Raw genomic sequence first — 15,433 nt, 5'->3', positions numbered from 1 at the left:
GGCGCCCCGGTGGCGCCTTCGTCGTTTCCGCGGCCCGGGTCCGGCCGTGACAGGAGTTCCTCATGCCGTTGGCGATCATCGCCGCCCTGCCCGACGAACTGGCCGCGCTGCAAGCGGCGCTGATCACCGACCGGGTCGAGACCGTGGCCGGCCGGCGGGTCCACCGCGGCCGGCTTGCCGGTCACGAGGTGGTGCTGGCGCTGGCCGGCATCGGCAAGGTGGCGGCGGCCACCACCACGGCGCTGCTGCTGGACCGCTTCGCGGTGCGCTCGTTGATCTTCACCGGGGTCGCCGGCGGCCTGGCCGACGGCGTGGCGGTGGGCGACGTGGTGGTGGGCGAACAGTTCCTCCAGCACGACCTGGACGCTTCGCCGCTGTTTCCCCGCTGGGAGGTGCCCGGCACGGGCCGGTCGCGCTTCGGCGCGGATGCCGGCTGGTCCCAGGCGCTGGCCGATGCGGCCGAGGCCGTGCTGTCCCGGCCGCATGCGGCGCTGGCGTCGTTCGGCATCGCCGCGCCGGCGCTGCACCGGGGGCTGATCGTCAGCGGCGACCGTTTCGTCGCGGCGGCGGCCGAGAGCCGGGCTTTGCGCGAGGCCCTGCCGGACGCGCTGGCGGTCGAAATGGAGGGGGCGGCGGTCGCCCAAGTGTGTGCCGACTTCGGTCGACCGTTCGCGGTGCTGAGGACCGTGTCCGATCGTGCCGACGACCAGGCGCACGTGGACTTCGCGCGCTTCCTGGCCGAGGTCGCCGCCGAGTATTCGCGCGACATCGTGCTGGCGGCACTGGCGCCGCACAATGCAGGACGGGTCGCGGCGAGCGCGCGGGGGCCGCTCGTCTAGGGAGTTGTCCCCAGCGGCCGCTATCGAATCCCCTGATGAACGCCCCCGGAGCGGGCCCCGAAAATCAGCTGCTTAGACGGAGTCGAGGATGGAAAAAGTCTGGCTGAAGCAATATCCCGCAGGCGTGCCTGCCGAGGTGAAGACCGACGTCTTCCCGACGCTGGTGAACCTGCTGGACGAGAGCTTTCGCACCTATGCGGACTTGCCCGCGTTCAAGTTCATGGGCAGGTCGTTCAGCTTCGCCCAGATCGACGAGATGTCGCGCGCCTTCGCCGCGTACCTGCAGGACAGCGGTCTGGCGCGCGGTGACCGCGTGGCGGTGATGATGCCCAACGTGCCGCAGTACCCGGTGGTGGTGGCGGGCATCCTGCGGGCCGGCATGGTGGTGGTCAACGTCAACCCGCTGTACACGCCGCGCGAGCTGGAGCACCAGCTCAAGGATTCGGGCGCCAAGTGCATCGTCATCCTCGAGAACTTCGCCGCCACGCTGCAGCAGGTGCAGCGCCACGTGCCGACCCAGAAGGTGGTGCTCGCGGCGATGGGCGATCTGCTCGGCCTGCTCAAGGGCGCGGTGGTGAACCATGTGGTGCGCAAGGTCAGGAAGATGGTGCCGGCCTTCGAACTGCCCGGCGCGGTGCGCTTCAACGACGCGCTGGCGCGCGGGCGGCGCCAGACCTGGTCGCCGCCCGGCGTCGGGCCGGACGACATCGCCGTGCTGCAGTACACCGGCGGCACCACCGGGGTCAGCAAGGGCGCGGTGCTCCTGCATCGCAACCTGGTGGCCAACGTGCTGCAGTCCGAGGCCTGGTACCAGCCGGCGCTCAAGAAGATCCCGGCCGGCGAGCAGATCGTTACCGTCTGCGCGCTGCCGCTCTATCACATCTTCGGTTTCAACACGAACATGATGCTGGGCCTGCGCATGGGCGGCTGCAACATCCTGGTGGCCAATCCACGCGACATCGCCGGCATGCTCAAGGAACTGTCGGGCGAGCGCTTCCACAGCCTGCCGGCGGTCAACACCTTGTTCAACGCGCTGGCCAACCACCCGAACTTCGATCAGGTCGACTGGGGCCACCTGAAGATCTCGGTGGGCGGCGGCATGGCCGTGCAGCAGGCCACGGCCCGCCTGTGGCTGGAGAAGACCGGCTGCCCGATCTGCGAGGGCTACGGCCTGTCGGAAACCTCGCCGTCGGCCACCTGCAATCCGGTCGACACGGCGGCCTACACCGGCACCATCGGCCTGCCGATGCCCAACACCGAACTGATGCTGCTGGACGACGACGGCCGCGAAGTGCCGATGGGCGCCACCGGCGAGATTGCCATCCGCGGCCCGCAGGTGATGGCCGGCTATTGGCAGCGGCCCGACGAGACCGCCAAGGTGATGACCGCCGACGGCTTCTTCCGCACCGGCGACATCGGCATCGTCGACGAGCGCGGCTACTTCCGCATCGTCGATCGCAAGAAGGACATGATCCTGGTGTCCGGGTTCAACGTCTATCCGAACGAGATCGAGGACGTGCTTACCCAACTGCCCGGGGTGCTCGAGTGCGCGGCCGTCGGCGTGCCCGACGAGAAAGCGGGCGAGGCCGTCAAGGTGGTGATCGTCAAGAAAGATCCTGCACTCACCGAGGCCGATGTGAGACACTGGTGCGAGGCCAATCTCACCGGTTACAAGCGGCCGCGGTTGATCGAATTCAGAACCGATCTGCCGAAGACGCCGGTGGGCAAGATCCTGCGGCGCGAGTTGCGGGACAAGGCTCCGGCGCGCTAGGCGCCTCGGCCGGCCGCATGGCGCGGGGCCGGGCAGTGATGGCGGTCTTCCCGGCAAGATGTTCAGTGCAAAGACGACATGCAGTACCGATGTGTCCGCACCGCCGAGGGTCAGGCGGAGATCCAGTCCAACGCGCGCCGGCTGTCGCGGCCGCTGCGCAATCTGCTGCTGATCATCAACGCGAGCCAACCCGCCGGCTTCTGGCTGACGCAGGTCAAGGGCTGCACGGAGGCCGACCTGCAGTGGATGCTCGCCGAGCGCCTGCTGGCGACGGTTGACCTGCCGGCGCCGCCACCACCGGCAGGCGCGGGTGGCGAGCCGCCGCCCGCCGATGCGCAGGCGTTGGCCGTGGCGCGTCAGATCCAGCAAGCCGGACAGAGGCCGCTCTACGAAGCGTTGAACGCCTTCAGCAAGGAAGCCCTCGGCTTGGTGCGCGGTTACCGCTTCGCGCTGGAAATCGAGCGCTGCGACGGGCCGGCCGAGTTGCGCGTCCTGGCGCAGCGCCTGCTGGACCAGGTCCGCGGCGATCAGGGCGACGCGGCGCTGACGCGCTTCGCGGCCTTGCTGGCCGAGTGCACCCAGCGCGCGCCGCGCGAATCCAGCCGGGTCTGACGGCCGCGGCCGCGCGCTGCGGTGCCTGGGGCACACTGACGGCATGACGCCTCGCTTGTACCTGCCCACGGCCCTGCACCCGGGCGCGGCCCTGACCCTGTCGCCCGAATCGTCGCGCCACGTGCAGGTGCTGCGGCTGCAGCCCGGCGATGCGCTGACGGTGTTCAACGGCGATGGCCGGCAGTGGCAGGCCGGCATCACGCGCATGGGGCGACAGGCGGTGGACCTGACGATCGGATCGCTGCTTCAGACGCCGGAGCGCGAGCTGCCGGTGGCCGTGACACTGGCCCTGGGCATGCCCGCCAATGAGCGCATGGACGCGCTGGTCGAGAAAGCCACCGAGCTGGGTGCGGCGGTGATCCAGCCGCTGCAGTGCGCGCGCTCGGTGCTCAAGCTGTCGGGCGAGCGCGCCGAGCGCCGCTGCGCGCATTGGCAGGGGGTGGCGCAGGCCGCGGCCGAGCAGAGCGGCCGCACCCGGCTGCCGCAGGTGGCCCCGGTGCGCTCGCTGGCCGAGTGGCTCGCCGGCCTGCCGGCGCCGGCGCCGGGCGAGGCCCGCCAGGTGCTGAGCTTTGCCGACGACGCGCAGCCCGTCGCGGCGCTGCCCCCGGACCTCGCCGCGCTGACCTTGCTGAGCGGGCCCGAGGGCGGGCTGGCGCCGGCCGAGGAGGCGCTCGCCCTCAGCCGCGGCTTCGGCGCGTTGAGCCTCGGTCCCCGCGTGCTGCGGGCGGACACCGCGCCGCTGGCGGCGCTGGCCTACGTCGGCCTGCGCTGATCTTGGCCGCCGTGCGACGGCGGGCCTCGTGTGCCCTGCCTGCCACGCCGGCCGCGATCCCGTCACGCCGTTCCGTCGGGCCGCTTGCCGCGGGTCGCCGGCCATGCTGCAATCGCCCGCCAAGGTGGCGCCACGTCGGCGCACGGGAAAGCGGGCACACCGCATGGAAGGACAGGGCGATGGGATTGCTTGATTCAGTGATGGGCATGCTGGGCGGCGCACAGGGGGCCCCGGCGGCCGGCGGCAATGCCGCCCTGCTGAATGCCGTGGTGGGCCTGCTCGGCAACAACTCGTCGATCGGCGGGCTGGCCGGGCTGGTGCAGCAGTTCGAGCAGGGCGGCCTGGGCCATGTCGTCGGTTCGTGGGTCTCCAACGGCCAGAACCTGCCGATCTCGGCCGATCAGCTGCAGTCGGTGCTGGGCAGCGGCGTGCTGCAGAACCTGGCGCAGCAGACCGGCCTGTCGCATGGCGACCTGGCCACCCAGCTCAGCCAGCTGCTGCCCCAGGTGGTCAACCAGGTCACCCCCAACGGGCAGGTGCCTGCCGGCGGGCTGGGCGACGAACTCGGCAGCCTGCTGGGCGGGTTGATGGGCGGCCACTGAACCTGCTGCGGGGGGCGCCGGGAGGCGGCCCCCCGACACCACGCCGCCACCGAGGCGTGCGGCCTGGCGAACGGACCTGGATGGGCTACCCTGCGGGTCGAGCCATTGCCAGGGAGCCGCTGCGTGTTCGCGCGTTTTGAACGACTGATTTCCCCCTACCCCGACGCGGTGCCCCCGGTGCCGCCATACGGGCTGCTGCGTTTCATCTGGGCCTGCAGCCAGGGCCTGCGCGGGCCGCTGCTGTGGCTGGTGCTGCTGACCGCGGCCTTCGGCAGCTTCGAGGCGCTGCTGTTCGGCTTCCTGAGCCACATCGTCGACGGGCTGAGCCAGGCCGACCGGGCCACCTGGTGGGCGCAGGCCCAGGGTTCGCTGTGGTTGTTCGGCGGCCTGCTGCTGGCCAGCCCACTGCTGCTGAGCGCCTGGGCGCTGTGCAAGTACCAGGTGCTGTTCGCCAATTTTCCGATGCGCTTGCGCTGGAACTTCCACCGTCAGTTGCTGGCGCAGAGCCTGAGCTTCTACCAGGACGAATTCGCCGGCCGGGTCGCCACCAAGCTCATGCAGACCGCGCTGGCCGTGCGCGACACCGTGATGACCGTGGCCGACGTGCTGGTCTACGTGGTGGTCTATTTCGCGACCATCGTCGGCGTGGTGGCGTCGTTCAACCTGTGGCTGCTGCTGCCGTTCCTGGGGTGGCTGCTGCTGTACCTGGCGGCCTTGCGCTGGTTCGTGCCGCAACTGGGCCGGATCGGCCAGGCCCAGGCCGACGCGCGCTCGCTGATGACCGGCCGCATCGCCGATGCCTACACCAACATCGCCACCGTCAAGCTGTTCTCGCACACCCGCCGCGAGGCCGAACATGCCCGCTCGGCGATGCGCGATTTCATGGCCACCGCCTACCCCCAGATGCGGCTGACGAGCCAGCTGGAGGTGGCGATGCAGACACTCAACGTCGCGCTGGTGCTGGGGTGCGCGGCGGTCGGGCTCACGCTGTGGACCCATGGCCAGCTGGGGCCGGGCGCGGTGGCGGCGTCGACCGCGATGGCGCTGCGGCTCAACGGCGTGTCGCACTGGGTCATGTGGGAGACCGCCGGCCTGTTCGAGAACATCGGCACGGTGCAGGACGGCATGCAGACGCTGACCCGCGCGCCGGCGGTGCGCGACGCGGACCACGCGACGACGCTGAGCGTGCCGCGCGGCGAGATCCGGTTCGAGAACGTGTCGTTCAGCTACGGCGGCAAGCGACCGGTCATCGAGAACCTGGATCTGCACATCCGGTCGGGCGAGAAGATCGGCGTGGTCGGCCGCTCGGGGGCCGGCAAGTCGACGCTGGTCAACCTGCTGCTGCGCTTTCACGACCTGGAAGGCGGTCGCATCGTGATCGATGGCCAGGACATCGCCACCGTCACGCAGGACAGCCTGCGCGCCCAGATCGGCATGGTGACGCAGGACACCTCGCTGCTGCACCGGTCGGTGCGCGACAACCTGCTCTACGGCCGCCCGGATGCGGACGACGCCGCGATGCGATCGGCGGCGATGCGGGCCGAGGCGCATGACTTCATCCAGGCGCTGTCCGACCCCAAGGGCCGCACCGGTTACGACGCCCACGTGGGCGAGCGCGGCGTCAAGCTGTCAGGCGGCCAGCGCCAGCGCATTGCGATCGCCCGGGTGATGCTGAAGGACGCGCCCATCCTGCTGCTTGACGAGGCCACCAGCGCGCTCGACAGCGAGGTGGAGGCGGCGATCCAGCACAGCCTGTACCGGCTGATGGAGGGCAAGACCGTGGTTGCGATCGCCCACCGCCTGTCCACCATCGCCGCGATGGACCGGCTGATCGTGATGGAGGGCGGGCGCATCGTCGAGGAAGGCGATCACGCCCAGCTGCTGGCCGCGGGTGGGCTGTATGCGCGCCTGTGGGCCCACCAAAGCGGCGGCTTTCTCGGCGAGGCCTGAGCCGGACGAAGGCGGTCCCTCCGGGCTGCAGGCACTGGCCTGCGCTCGCTCAAGCCAGCGACGCGGCCAGCCGGCGCAGGATGGGGGCGAGCGCCTGGCCGGCCGGAGCCGCGGTGGCGGGCAGCCCGCCCCGCCCGGCTTCGCTCACCAGCCGCTCCAGCACCGCCGCAATCGGCAGCACCGGGCCGAAGAACACCGGCACGTCGTCGCCGCCCTGCAGCGCCAGGGTGGGGAAGTCCTGGATGTCGGGCGCACCGCCGGGCGCTTCCTCCAGCGCGTCGCCATGGTCCTCGATGTCCACCCAGACGAAGCGATGGCCGGGGTGACGGGCTGCGACGGCGTCGAACACGGCCCGGTAGGCGTCGCAGGTCAGGCACCAGCCGGCGCACAGGCAGGTGACCAGCAACGGGACCGGGGCGTCGGTTCGGGGAGCGTCGGGAGCCGCAAGCATGGGCGCGAGTGTGCCATCGCGCGGCCCGCCGCCCGAGCCGACGCGCCGCCGACCCGGCCGGGTCAGTCGAAGGACGGCTGCTGTGGCCTGGCGACGGGCTTGCCGGCGGCGACCCAGGCGTCGTACCCGCCGACGATGGAGCGCACGTTCAGGTAGCCCATCTCCTGCATCGCGACGGCAGCGAGCGCCGCGCGGCCGCTGGTCTTGCAGTACAGCACCACCTTGAGGTCGCGCGCGTCCAGCTCGGGCAGCGTGCTGAGCTTGAATTCCAGCAGCCCGCGCGAGACATGGATCGCGCCCGGCAGGTGGCCGGCGGCGAACTCCTCGGTCTCGCGCACGTCGAGCAGCATGTCGGCGTCGCGGATCGCGGCTTCGGCCTGGTCGATGGTGATTTCCTGGATCCGGCTCTTGGCGGCGGCCACCAGGTCATGGGCTGTCTTCATGGGTGCTTCCTTGGGGACGAAAAGTGGGATCTCGGAGCGCGGCTCAGGCCGCAGGCGTGGCGGTGAGGATGGGTGCGACCGGTTCGGGCGCCAGCAGGCTGCCTTCGCGCAGGCCGCGCACCGTGGCCAGGGCCAGCGCCAGGATGATGACCGAGGTCAGCGCCAGCAGCGCCGGCCCCAGGACCGCCAGCAGGCCCCCCGGGGTGGCCAGCCGCAGCGTCAGCGAGGTGAAGGCCGCGAGCGGAAAGCTGATGGCCCAGTGCGTGGTCGAGAACGGCAGCGACCGCATCCGGCCGGCCAGCGACGCCGCCCAGACCGCACTGAAGGCCGCCATCCCCCAGCAGGCCCAGGCCAGCAGCAGCGGGGCGCCCAAGGGCAGCACCGCCAGGCCGATCACGGACGGCGGCGCCACGACGATGAACACCGACGGCAGCAGGCGCTCCTGGAACAGGCCCTGCATCGCGATCCGCACCAGCAGCAGGATCAGCACCACCGGCCAGAACAGCAGGCCGATGCCGAACTGCGCGGCGGCCCATTCGGCGTGGCCCAGCGGCACGCCGGCCAGCGGCACCAGCACGTTGCCCACCACCGACACGAACAGCGCCGGGGTGACCGCCGCCCACTGCAGGCCGCCGGCCTGGTTGCCGCGCCACCAGCGCGACATCACCCAGCCGGTGACGCCGAGCTGGCCCACCGAACCGATCCACCAAAGCCCCCCGGCCAGCGGCCCAGGCCCGAACAGCGCCACCGCCGCGGTGGCCAGCAGGATCACGGCCGCCGGTACCGCGGCGACGAAGGTGTGGCGCACCGGATGCCGGAAGTCCTCGGCCCAGGCGGTCGGAAAGCGCCGCCATCGGATCAGCGCCGCCACCGCCAGCGCGGCAAAGACCAGCGCCGCGATGCCGGCGAGGGCGACCGCCAACGCGCCGGCCACCTCGCCCATCAGCGGCACGGCGCGCTGCCATGCCAGCGCCAAGCCGGCCAGACCCATCGGGATCGAGAACCAGTTCGGCAGCAGGAACTTGAGTGCGTCGGTTCGGTGGGTCATGGCAGGCGGTGGGTACCGGGGGGCAGCGGTTCAGAGCGCGTTGAGCGGGATCTTCAGGTACGACACGCCGTTGTCCTCGGGCGGGGGGAACTGACCGCCGCGCATGTTGACCTGTACCGAGGGCAGCAGCAGCGCCGGCATCGACAGCGTGGCGTCGCGCGCGCGGCGCAGCGTGACGAACTCGGCCTCGCTGACGCCGTCGTGGACATGGACGTTGCGGGCGCGCTGATCTGCCACCGTGCAACTCGGCTGGTGCGTCCGGCCGGCCGGTGGATAGTCGTGGCACAGGTACAGCACGGTCTGCTCGGGCAGCGCCAGCACCCTGCGGATCGAACGGTACAAGGCGGCGGCGTCGCCGCCGGGGAAGTCGCAGCGCGCGCTGCCGTAGTCCGGCATGAACAAGGTATCGCCGACGAAGGCCACGGTGTGGCCTTCGGCTTCGATCACGTAGGTCATGCACGCCGGCGTGTGGCCCGGCGTGTGCAGCGCGCGGGCCTGCAGGCCACCGATCGCGAAGCGGTCGTTGTCGTGGAACAGCCGATCGAATGGCCGGCCGTCATGCGCGAAGTCGGGGCCGGCGTTGAACAGGCGGCCGAAGGTCGACTGAACTTCGGTGATCTGCGCGCCGATGGCCAAGGTGCCGCCGAGGGCCTGCTTGAGGGGTTGGGCCGCCGACAGGTGATCGGCATGCACGTGGGTCTCCAGCAGCCACTGCACCGTCGCGCCGAGCTCGCGCACGCGGGCGATCAGGCGGTCCGCCTGGGCGGTGCCGGTGCGGCCCGACTTCGGATCGAAATCCAGCACGCTGTCGATCAGCGCGCACTGCCCCGTGACCGTGTCGAGCACGAGGTGGCTGTAGGTGGAACTGGCCTCGTCCAGGAAGGACTCGATCTGCATGCGGGTGGTGACGGCGGTGTTCATGGGACAGCCCCGGGAAGCCGAAGGAGAGCGGAGTTTATACCCTATGGGGTATGCAACGCGACGGCAGGGGCATGTTCTCGGCGGCGGTGTATATGCGTATTGACGAATGCTAAGCCGATCCCTAGCCTACGCGGGCGGGCCCTTTTGCCCGGGAGATACCCATGAAATTGAAGCACGTATTGATGACGGCGTTGTTGTCCCTGTTCGCCTTCTGCGCGATGGCGCAGGACAAGGTGGTCTACCACATCAGCGACGCCCAGACCCAGGCGCTGGCCGGCCTGCGCAACATCCGCAATCACCTCGACATGGAGCCTGACGCCCAGATCATTGTCGTCGCCCATGGCGCGGGGGTCGACTTTCTGATGCAGGACGCCAAGGACAAGTCCGGCGAGCCCTACGAAAGCCTGGTGTCGGCGCTGAAGAACCGCGGCGTGCGCTTCGAGGTCTGCGAGGTCACGTTGAAGAACCGCAACCTGAAGAAGGACCAGTTCATCATGGAGGCCGACTTCACCCCGTCAGGCGTGGTGCGCGTCTCGCAGCTGCAGCACCAGGGCTATTCCTACATCAAGCCCTGATCCCGGCGCGGCCGGCGGGCCTCAGGTCTTCAGCCAGCCCAGGCCGCGGGCCACCATCAGCAGGGCCACCAGGGCGCTGACCACGGCAAAAGCCTGCTGCAGCATCTTCGGCGAGAGCTTGCGCGCCAGGCTGCGGCCGCCGAGCAAGGCCAGCGTCGCACCCGCGCCGAAGGGCAGCGCCACCGCGAGGTTCAGGCTGCCGTAATGGCTGGCGGCGGTGATGCCGCCGACCGCGACGATCGCGATCACGCCCAGCGAGGTGGTGGCAATGCTGAGCGCGTCCAGATTGCTGAAGCGCGTCAGCGAGGGCACGATGACGAACCCGCCGCCCACGCCGAGCAGGCCGCTGAGCAGGCCGGAGACCGCGCCGGTGCCGCCGAGCGCGAGCGCGCACGGTGGCGTCCAGCGCAACCGCCCCTGCTGCGGGTTCACCTGGCAGGGGGGCGGTGTCTCGGCGTGCGACAGTGGCGCCTTGCCCAGCCCGCTCATGCGCCAGGCCGTCCAGGCCAGCACCACCGCAAAGGCCAGCATCAGCGGCTGCGCCGGCAGCTGGTGCGCCAGCCAGACTCCGAGCGGCGCCACCACCATGCCGGTCAGCCCGATCACGCTGGCCGCCCGGTAACGCACGACGCCATCGCGCAGGCCCATCAGCGCCCCCAGAAGCGATGCGACGCCGACCGCGAGCAAGCCTACCGGTGACGCCTCCTGGATCGGCAGGTGCAGGCCGAAGATCAGCAGCGGCACCGCCAGAACCCCGCCGCCAGCGCCGGTCAGCGCCAGGATCAGGCCGACGATGGCCCCCAGTGCCCAGGCCAGGATCCCGCCGTGCATCAATGCCGCCATGTTCAGCTCCGTCCGGCAGGTCAGCCGAGCCGGCGCAGCAGGCGCACGTGCATCGGCCGGGTGAAATCGGCGCCCTGCGGACCCTGGTGCGGCGCATAGCGGACGCGAACGGCCTCGATCAGGGTCTCGGTCAGATGATGGTCGGCGAAGGTCGGCCGCATCATGCGCTGCTCGAACTCGTCGAAATCGCGGAAGTGCGCCGGCGTCTCGAAGCGGCGCTCGGCCACCTGCTCCCATGCGCCGCCGCGCAAGGCCTCATCCAACGCGGCCTGGGCGGCCGCCCGCACCGGGCCTTCGTCGTTGTAGAGCCGCACCAGTTCGTTGAGCGGGCCGGCGTAGACCGGCTCCGACACGTACAGCCAGCCCGAGGGCTTGAGCACCCGCGCCACCTCGGCCAGCGCAGCCGCCATGTCGGCAACCGGAACGTGGTGCAGCGATTTGAGCATCAGCGCGCCGTCGAACCGGCCGTCGGGATGCGCGATCCGCTGAGCCACGCCGTGTTCGAAGTGCAGGCCCGCCTGAGGCTGCGTCAGGTTCTTCGCCAACTGGCGCTGGTCGACCTCGACGGCGGTGATCTCGGTGTCAGGATGGCGCTTGAGCAGCGCACGCGCCAGCTGGGCCGGGCCGCAACCCAGCTCGACCAGCCGCTGGCCGCCCAGCGGCACCAGATCGGCCAGCACATCGAGTTCGTCGGTGACCAAAGGGACGGCGGGGGCAGTGGGCGTCATGGCGACATGATACCGGGAGGGGTGTCCGGTCGGTGGCGAGGGGCCTTCGGCCGGGCGGCCACCCGGTGCCGGCCATCGCTTGGATGGCGGAATCAGCCGCGCTTGCGCAGCAGGCGGACGTGCATCGGACGGGTGAAGTCGGCGCCGCCGGCACGCTGGTGGGGCAGGTAGCGCGCGCGGACCGCCGCCAGCAGCGACGGGGTGACCTGGTGCGCCGCGAGCACCGAGCGCACCATGCGCTGCTCGAAATCGTCGAAGTCGCGGAAGTGCACCGGGACCTCGAAGCGCCGCTCGGCGACCGGCTCCCAGGCGCCACTGCGCTGCGCGGCGTCCAGCGCGGCCTGGGCGGCGGCGCGGACGGCCCCTTCGTCGTCGTACAGCCGCATCAGGTCGTTGAGCGCGCCGGCGTACACCGGCTCCGACACATACAGCCAACCCGCCGGGCGCAGCACCCGCGCCACCTCGGCCAGCGCGGTGGCCATTCGCGCCACCGGCACATGGTGCAGCGACTTGAGCATCAGCGCGCCGTCGAACTGCGCGTCCGGTAGCGGGATCGCCTCGGCGACGCCGGCGAGGAAGTGCAGTCGTTCCTGCGGCCAGGCGCGGTTCTCGGCGAGTTGCGGCTCGTCGACCTCGACCGCGGTGACCTCGCTGTCGGCGAAGCGCAGCAGCAGCGCGCGCGCCAGCAGGGCCGGGCCGCAGCCCAGCTCGACCAGGCGCTGGCCGGCCAGGGGCACCAGTTCGGACAGCAGGTCGAGTTCGTTCGGGCTGGGGGGAATCTCGAGGACAGGGGGCATGCGGGATGTCGACGAAAGAGGGCGGGCTGCTCAGTGCGCCTGGCCGTGCACCTTGGCGTGGATGCGCTGGGTGGCCTTCCAGACGACCCACATCACCAGGGGGATCAGCGCGCCGGCCGCCATCTCGGGATTGATCGGCAGCCCCAGGGCCTTCAGCGCCTTGCCGCCGTACAGCAGCAGGCTGATGACGTAGTACGAGATGGCGGCGATCGACAGGCCCTCGACGGTGGTCTGCAGGCTCAGCTGCAATTCCTGGCCGCGGGTCAGCTTGGCCAGCAACTGCTGGTTCTGGGTCTCGGTGGCGATGTCCACCCGGGTGCGCAGCAGCGAACTGGCGCGTTCGATGCGCTGCGACAGCGAAGCCAGGCGCTGCGATGTGGCGGCGACCGTGGCGATCGCGGGCGAGAGTCGCCGCTGCATGAACTCGCCCAGGGTCTGCGTGCCCGGAATGGCCTTCTCGCGCAACTCGGTGATGCGCTGGCGCACCAGCGTGTCGTACGCGCGGGTGGCCGAGAAGCGGTACATGTGCTCGGCGGTGGCGCGTTCGACCCCCGCCGCAACGTGGACCAGGGTGTCGAGCAGGGCCTCTTCCGAGGTCTGCCGGCCTTCGAGCTGGGCGGTCACATCGGCCAGCGCGCCCTCGGCCTCGGCCAGCATCGGCGCCAGCGTCTTGGCCACCGGCAGGCCGCGCAAGGCCATCAGGCGGTAGGTCTCCAGTTCGAGCAGGCGCTGCGAGATGCGGCCGGCGCGGGTCTCGCTGGTGCCCGGCGGCGCAATCACCAGCATGCGCTCGAAGCCGCTGGGCAGCAGGCGGAAATTGGTCACTGCGATCGAATGGCCGTTGCCCATCATCGAGGCGACCACGGTCCGTCCGCCGAACCATTGCTGGCCCAGCGCCAGCGCGGCCTGCGGATCGTCCAGGGTATGGGTCACCATCGCCAGCTTGACCGCGGCGACGGTGCGGCCCGGAATCGCGGCCAGCCACTCGGGGTCGATCGCCAGCGCGCTCATCAACTCGGGTTCGCGCGCGCCGAGCAGCGCGCGGTCCGGCAAGGGCTGCACCAGCGCGTAGCGGGTGAACTCCGAGTGGCGCTCCCATTTCAGCGTGTGGCCGTCCAGGCGCAGGCGCAGGAAGTTGTCGCGCAGATCGGTCGGCGTCAGGTGCGCCTGGCCGGGCAGGCGGCGCAGATGCTCGCACTCCTGCTCGCGGCTGACGCCGTCGTTGAGCACCGCGATGAACACCACCAGCGCCGGCAGCCGGATGCGCGCCGACGGACGGGCATGCACCTCGTTGTGCAGCGCCTCGCGCTGGACATCGTCCGGCGGCAGCGCGCAGCGCCTGGCGGTGGCGGGTTCGGTCGGCAGGGAGGCGGTCGGATCGGTCATGGCGGCATCAGGCAGGGTCAAGGTGTCGCGGGCAGGCCGAGAGTATCGTTCCAACGGCCGCGGGCGCCCGCGGCGAACTCACGGGCCGGGGGAGGTCGCGGCGGCAGCCCGGCAAGGGGCGGGCCCCTCGGTGTTGAGCAGGTGCGTGGCCATGTCGTCGAAGGCCTTTTGCAGGGCGGCGCGCAAGGCCTCGTCGGCGACCTGCTCCTGCAGCGCCTGGCGCATGCACAGCAGCCACTCCTCGCGCTCGACCGGACCGACGCGGTAGGGGGCGTGGCGCATGCGCAGGCGCGGGTGGCCGCGTTCCCGGATGTACAAGGGCGGGCCGCCGAACCAGCCCGACAGGAACATGAACAGGCTGTCGGCGCTGCCGGCCAGGCTGTCCGGGTGGAGGCGGCGCACCGTCCAGGCCTCAGGCAGTTCGTCCATCAGCGCGTAGAAGCGGTCCACCAGGGCGCGGACCGCCGCGGCGCCGCCGAGGCGGGCGTAGACGCTGCCGGGATCCACCGGTTCGTTGTCCATCGGGTCGGTCATGTCGGTGTCAAAGGAAGTCAGCGATAGGTTTGCAGATAGCGCCACTCGAACCAGCGCTTGGCCCAGTGCATCAGGCGCAGCGGCGGCAGCAGGCCCTGGCGGGCCGGCGTGCGCCAGATCAGCGCGCCGCGGCTGAGGCTGTCGACGATGCAGACCAGTTCGATCTTGAAGCGGGCCCCGACCGCCTCGCCGCGCAGGTCGCCGAGCAGGTTGGCGGCGGCCGCGGCGGCCTGCAGGTCGGCCATGTGGGCCTGCTTGGGCATCCAGTCCGGGCCCGGGAAACTGCCCGAGTCGCCGACCACGTAGACGCGCTCGAAGCCGGCCACCCGGCAGTGCGCGTCGGCCTGCACCAGGCCGCCGGGCGAGCGCGGCAGCGCGGTCGCGTCGAACCACGCATTGCCGGTCATGCCTGGCATGAACAGGATCAGATCGGCAGCGAACTCGCCGCCGTCGGTGACCACCTTGTCGGACTCGAAGCGCTGCAGCTTGTGGCCCAGGTGGGTACGGATGCCGCGCCGGGCCATTTCGTCCAGCAGATGGCGCACGGCCCGGGCGCCGAGGCGGTTGCCGGGTTCGGTGCTGGGGTTGAAGAACACCAGATCGAAGCGCCCGCGCCGGCCTTCGCGCCGCAACAGTTCATCGATGCCGAACAGGAACTCGAACATCGGCCCGCCGCGCACGGCGGTGGGTTCGTTCGGGTTGCCGGCAAAGCCGACCGCGATCGTGCCGCCGCCCATCTCGCGCAGGCGGTCGCGGATCCGCTCGGCGGCGGCAATGCCTTCGCAGGGCGTGATCGCGTGCTCGATGCCCGGCAGCTTCTTCAGGAAGCGTCCTCCGGTGGCGATCACCAGACCGTCATTGCGCAGCTCGCCCGCGCTGGTCTGGACGACCCGGCCGCCTTCGGCCAGGCCGGTGGCTTCGGCGGCGACATGGGTGACGCGCTGGCGCCGCAGGAAGTTGCCCAGCGGCACGATCAGGTCCTCGCGCCGGCGCAGGCCGCTGGGAATCCAGATGATGCCGGGCAGGTAGTGCAGTTCGGCGCGCGGCGAGACCAGCGTGATCTCGGCGTCGGGCGAGCGCTGGCGCAAGGCGCGCACGGCGGACAAGGCACCGAAGCCGGCGCCCAGCACGGTGATGCGGTGAGGGCTGGTCATGCTGCGA

Annotated in this window: 17 protein-coding genes; 7 read left to right on the top strand and 10 right to left on the bottom strand. The window is 70.9% G+C overall.

Annotated elements, in window-relative coordinates:
• The first annotated feature begins 62 nt into the window (after positions 1-62).
• The 6 genes from AC0N04_RS05670 to AC0N04_RS05645 all read left to right on the top strand — a co-directional run bounded on the left by AC0N04_RS05670 (position 63) and on the right by AC0N04_RS05645 (position 6,546).
• A complete protein-coding gene (locus AC0N04_RS05670; protein WP_474279556.1) occupies positions 63-839 on the top strand; it encodes a 5'-methylthioadenosine/adenosylhomocysteine nucleosidase in 777 nt (258 codons plus the stop codon).
• Positions 840-927: 88 nt separating this feature from the next.
• Positions 928-2,610, top strand: a complete 1,683-nt coding sequence (locus tag AC0N04_RS05665; protein ID WP_474279554.1) for a long-chain-fatty-acid--CoA ligase — start codon at positions 928-930, stop codon at positions 2,608-2,610.
• Between the two features lie 78 nt (positions 2,611-2,688).
• On the top strand, positions 2,689-3,222 hold the full coding sequence (locus AC0N04_RS05660; RefSeq protein WP_474279552.1) for a hypothetical protein: 534 nt from the start codon (positions 2,689-2,691) through the stop codon (positions 3,220-3,222).
• A 43-nt stretch (positions 3,223-3,265) separates the two neighbouring features.
• Positions 3,266-3,994 (top strand): 16S rRNA (uracil(1498)-N(3))-methyltransferase, encoded by a 729-nt coding sequence (locus tag AC0N04_RS05655; RefSeq protein ID WP_474279550.1) that lies wholly within the window; start codon positions 3,266-3,268, stop codon positions 3,992-3,994.
• Positions 3,995-4,173: 179 nt separating this feature from the next.
• Entirely contained in the window at positions 4,174-4,596 is a 423-nt protein-coding gene (locus AC0N04_RS05650; RefSeq protein ID WP_474279548.1) for a YidB family protein, read from the top strand.
• Between the two features lie 123 nt (positions 4,597-4,719).
• Positions 4,720-6,546 (top strand): ABC transporter ATP-binding protein, encoded by a 1,827-nt coding sequence (locus AC0N04_RS05645; protein WP_474279546.1) that lies wholly within the window; start codon positions 4,720-4,722, stop codon positions 6,544-6,546.
• 49 nt (positions 6,547-6,595) lie between these two features.
• On the opposite strand, the gene AC0N04_RS05640 is transcribed toward AC0N04_RS05645, so the two are convergent.
• The 4 genes from AC0N04_RS05640 to AC0N04_RS05625 all read right to left on the bottom strand — a co-directional run bounded on the left by AC0N04_RS05640 (position 6,596) and on the right by AC0N04_RS05625 (position 9,409).
• Complete coding sequence (locus AC0N04_RS05640; RefSeq protein WP_474279544.1) at positions 6,596-6,997, bottom strand: thioredoxin; 402 nt, start codon at positions 6,995-6,997, stop codon at positions 6,596-6,598.
• A 62-nt stretch (positions 6,998-7,059) separates the two neighbouring features.
• Positions 7,060-7,440 carry a rhodanese-like domain-containing protein gene (locus AC0N04_RS05635; RefSeq protein WP_474279542.1) on the bottom strand — a complete coding sequence of 127 codons (381 nt, stop codon included), beginning with the start codon at positions 7,438-7,440 and terminating at the stop codon, positions 7,060-7,062.
• Positions 7,441-7,483: 43 nt separating this feature from the next.
• Positions 7,484-8,488, bottom strand: coding sequence for an SLAC1 anion channel family protein (locus AC0N04_RS05630; RefSeq protein WP_474279541.1), 1,005 nt, complete (start codon positions 8,486-8,488; stop codon positions 7,484-7,486).
• A 30-nt stretch (positions 8,489-8,518) separates the two neighbouring features.
• Entirely contained in the window at positions 8,519-9,409 is an 891-nt protein-coding gene (locus AC0N04_RS05625; RefSeq protein ID WP_474279539.1) for an MBL fold metallo-hydrolase, read from the bottom strand.
• 161 nt (positions 9,410-9,570) lie between these two features.
• On the opposite strand from AC0N04_RS05625, the gene AC0N04_RS05620 reads away from it, so the two are divergent.
• Complete coding sequence (locus tag AC0N04_RS05620) at positions 9,571-9,984, top strand: DsrE family protein (RefSeq protein ID WP_474279537.1); 414 nt, start codon at positions 9,571-9,573, stop codon at positions 9,982-9,984.
• A gap of 21 nt (positions 9,985-10,005) precedes the next feature.
• Here the strand turns inward: AC0N04_RS05620 and AC0N04_RS05615 are convergent, their stop codons facing one another.
• From AC0N04_RS05615 to AC0N04_RS05590, 6 genes are all read right to left on the bottom strand, one after another.
• A complete protein-coding gene (locus AC0N04_RS05615) occupies positions 10,006-10,827 on the bottom strand; it encodes a sulfite exporter TauE/SafE family protein (protein WP_474279535.1) in 822 nt (273 codons plus the stop codon).
• A gap of 20 nt (positions 10,828-10,847) precedes the next feature.
• Positions 10,848-11,555, bottom strand: coding sequence for a class I SAM-dependent methyltransferase (locus AC0N04_RS05610; RefSeq protein WP_474279533.1), 708 nt, complete (start codon positions 11,553-11,555; stop codon positions 10,848-10,850).
• A gap of 92 nt (positions 11,556-11,647) precedes the next feature.
• The gene (locus AC0N04_RS05605; protein WP_474279530.1) at positions 11,648-12,352 is read right to left on the bottom strand and encodes a class I SAM-dependent methyltransferase; all 705 of its coding nucleotides are present in this window, start codon (positions 12,350-12,352) and stop codon (positions 11,648-11,650) included.
• Between the two features lie 30 nt (positions 12,353-12,382).
• Positions 12,383-13,738 (bottom strand): DUF3422 family protein, encoded by a 1,356-nt coding sequence (locus AC0N04_RS05600; protein WP_474279528.1) that lies wholly within the window; start codon positions 13,736-13,738, stop codon positions 12,383-12,385.
• A 78-nt stretch (positions 13,739-13,816) separates the two neighbouring features.
• On the bottom strand, positions 13,817-14,272 hold the full coding sequence (locus AC0N04_RS05595; protein ID WP_474279526.1) for a group II truncated hemoglobin: 456 nt from the start codon (positions 14,270-14,272) through the stop codon (positions 13,817-13,819).
• A 17-nt stretch (positions 14,273-14,289) separates the two neighbouring features.
• Entirely contained in the window at positions 14,290-15,426 is a 1,137-nt protein-coding gene (locus AC0N04_RS05590) for an NAD(P)/FAD-dependent oxidoreductase (RefSeq protein ID WP_474279524.1), read from the bottom strand.
• Positions 15,427-15,433: the final 7 nt, after the last annotated feature.

Source organism: Ideonella sp. sgz306126 (genome assembly GCF_056032705.1).
The sequence above is the reverse complement of the archived record's forward strand: the minus strand, read 5'-3'. Positions and strand labels throughout refer to the sequence as shown.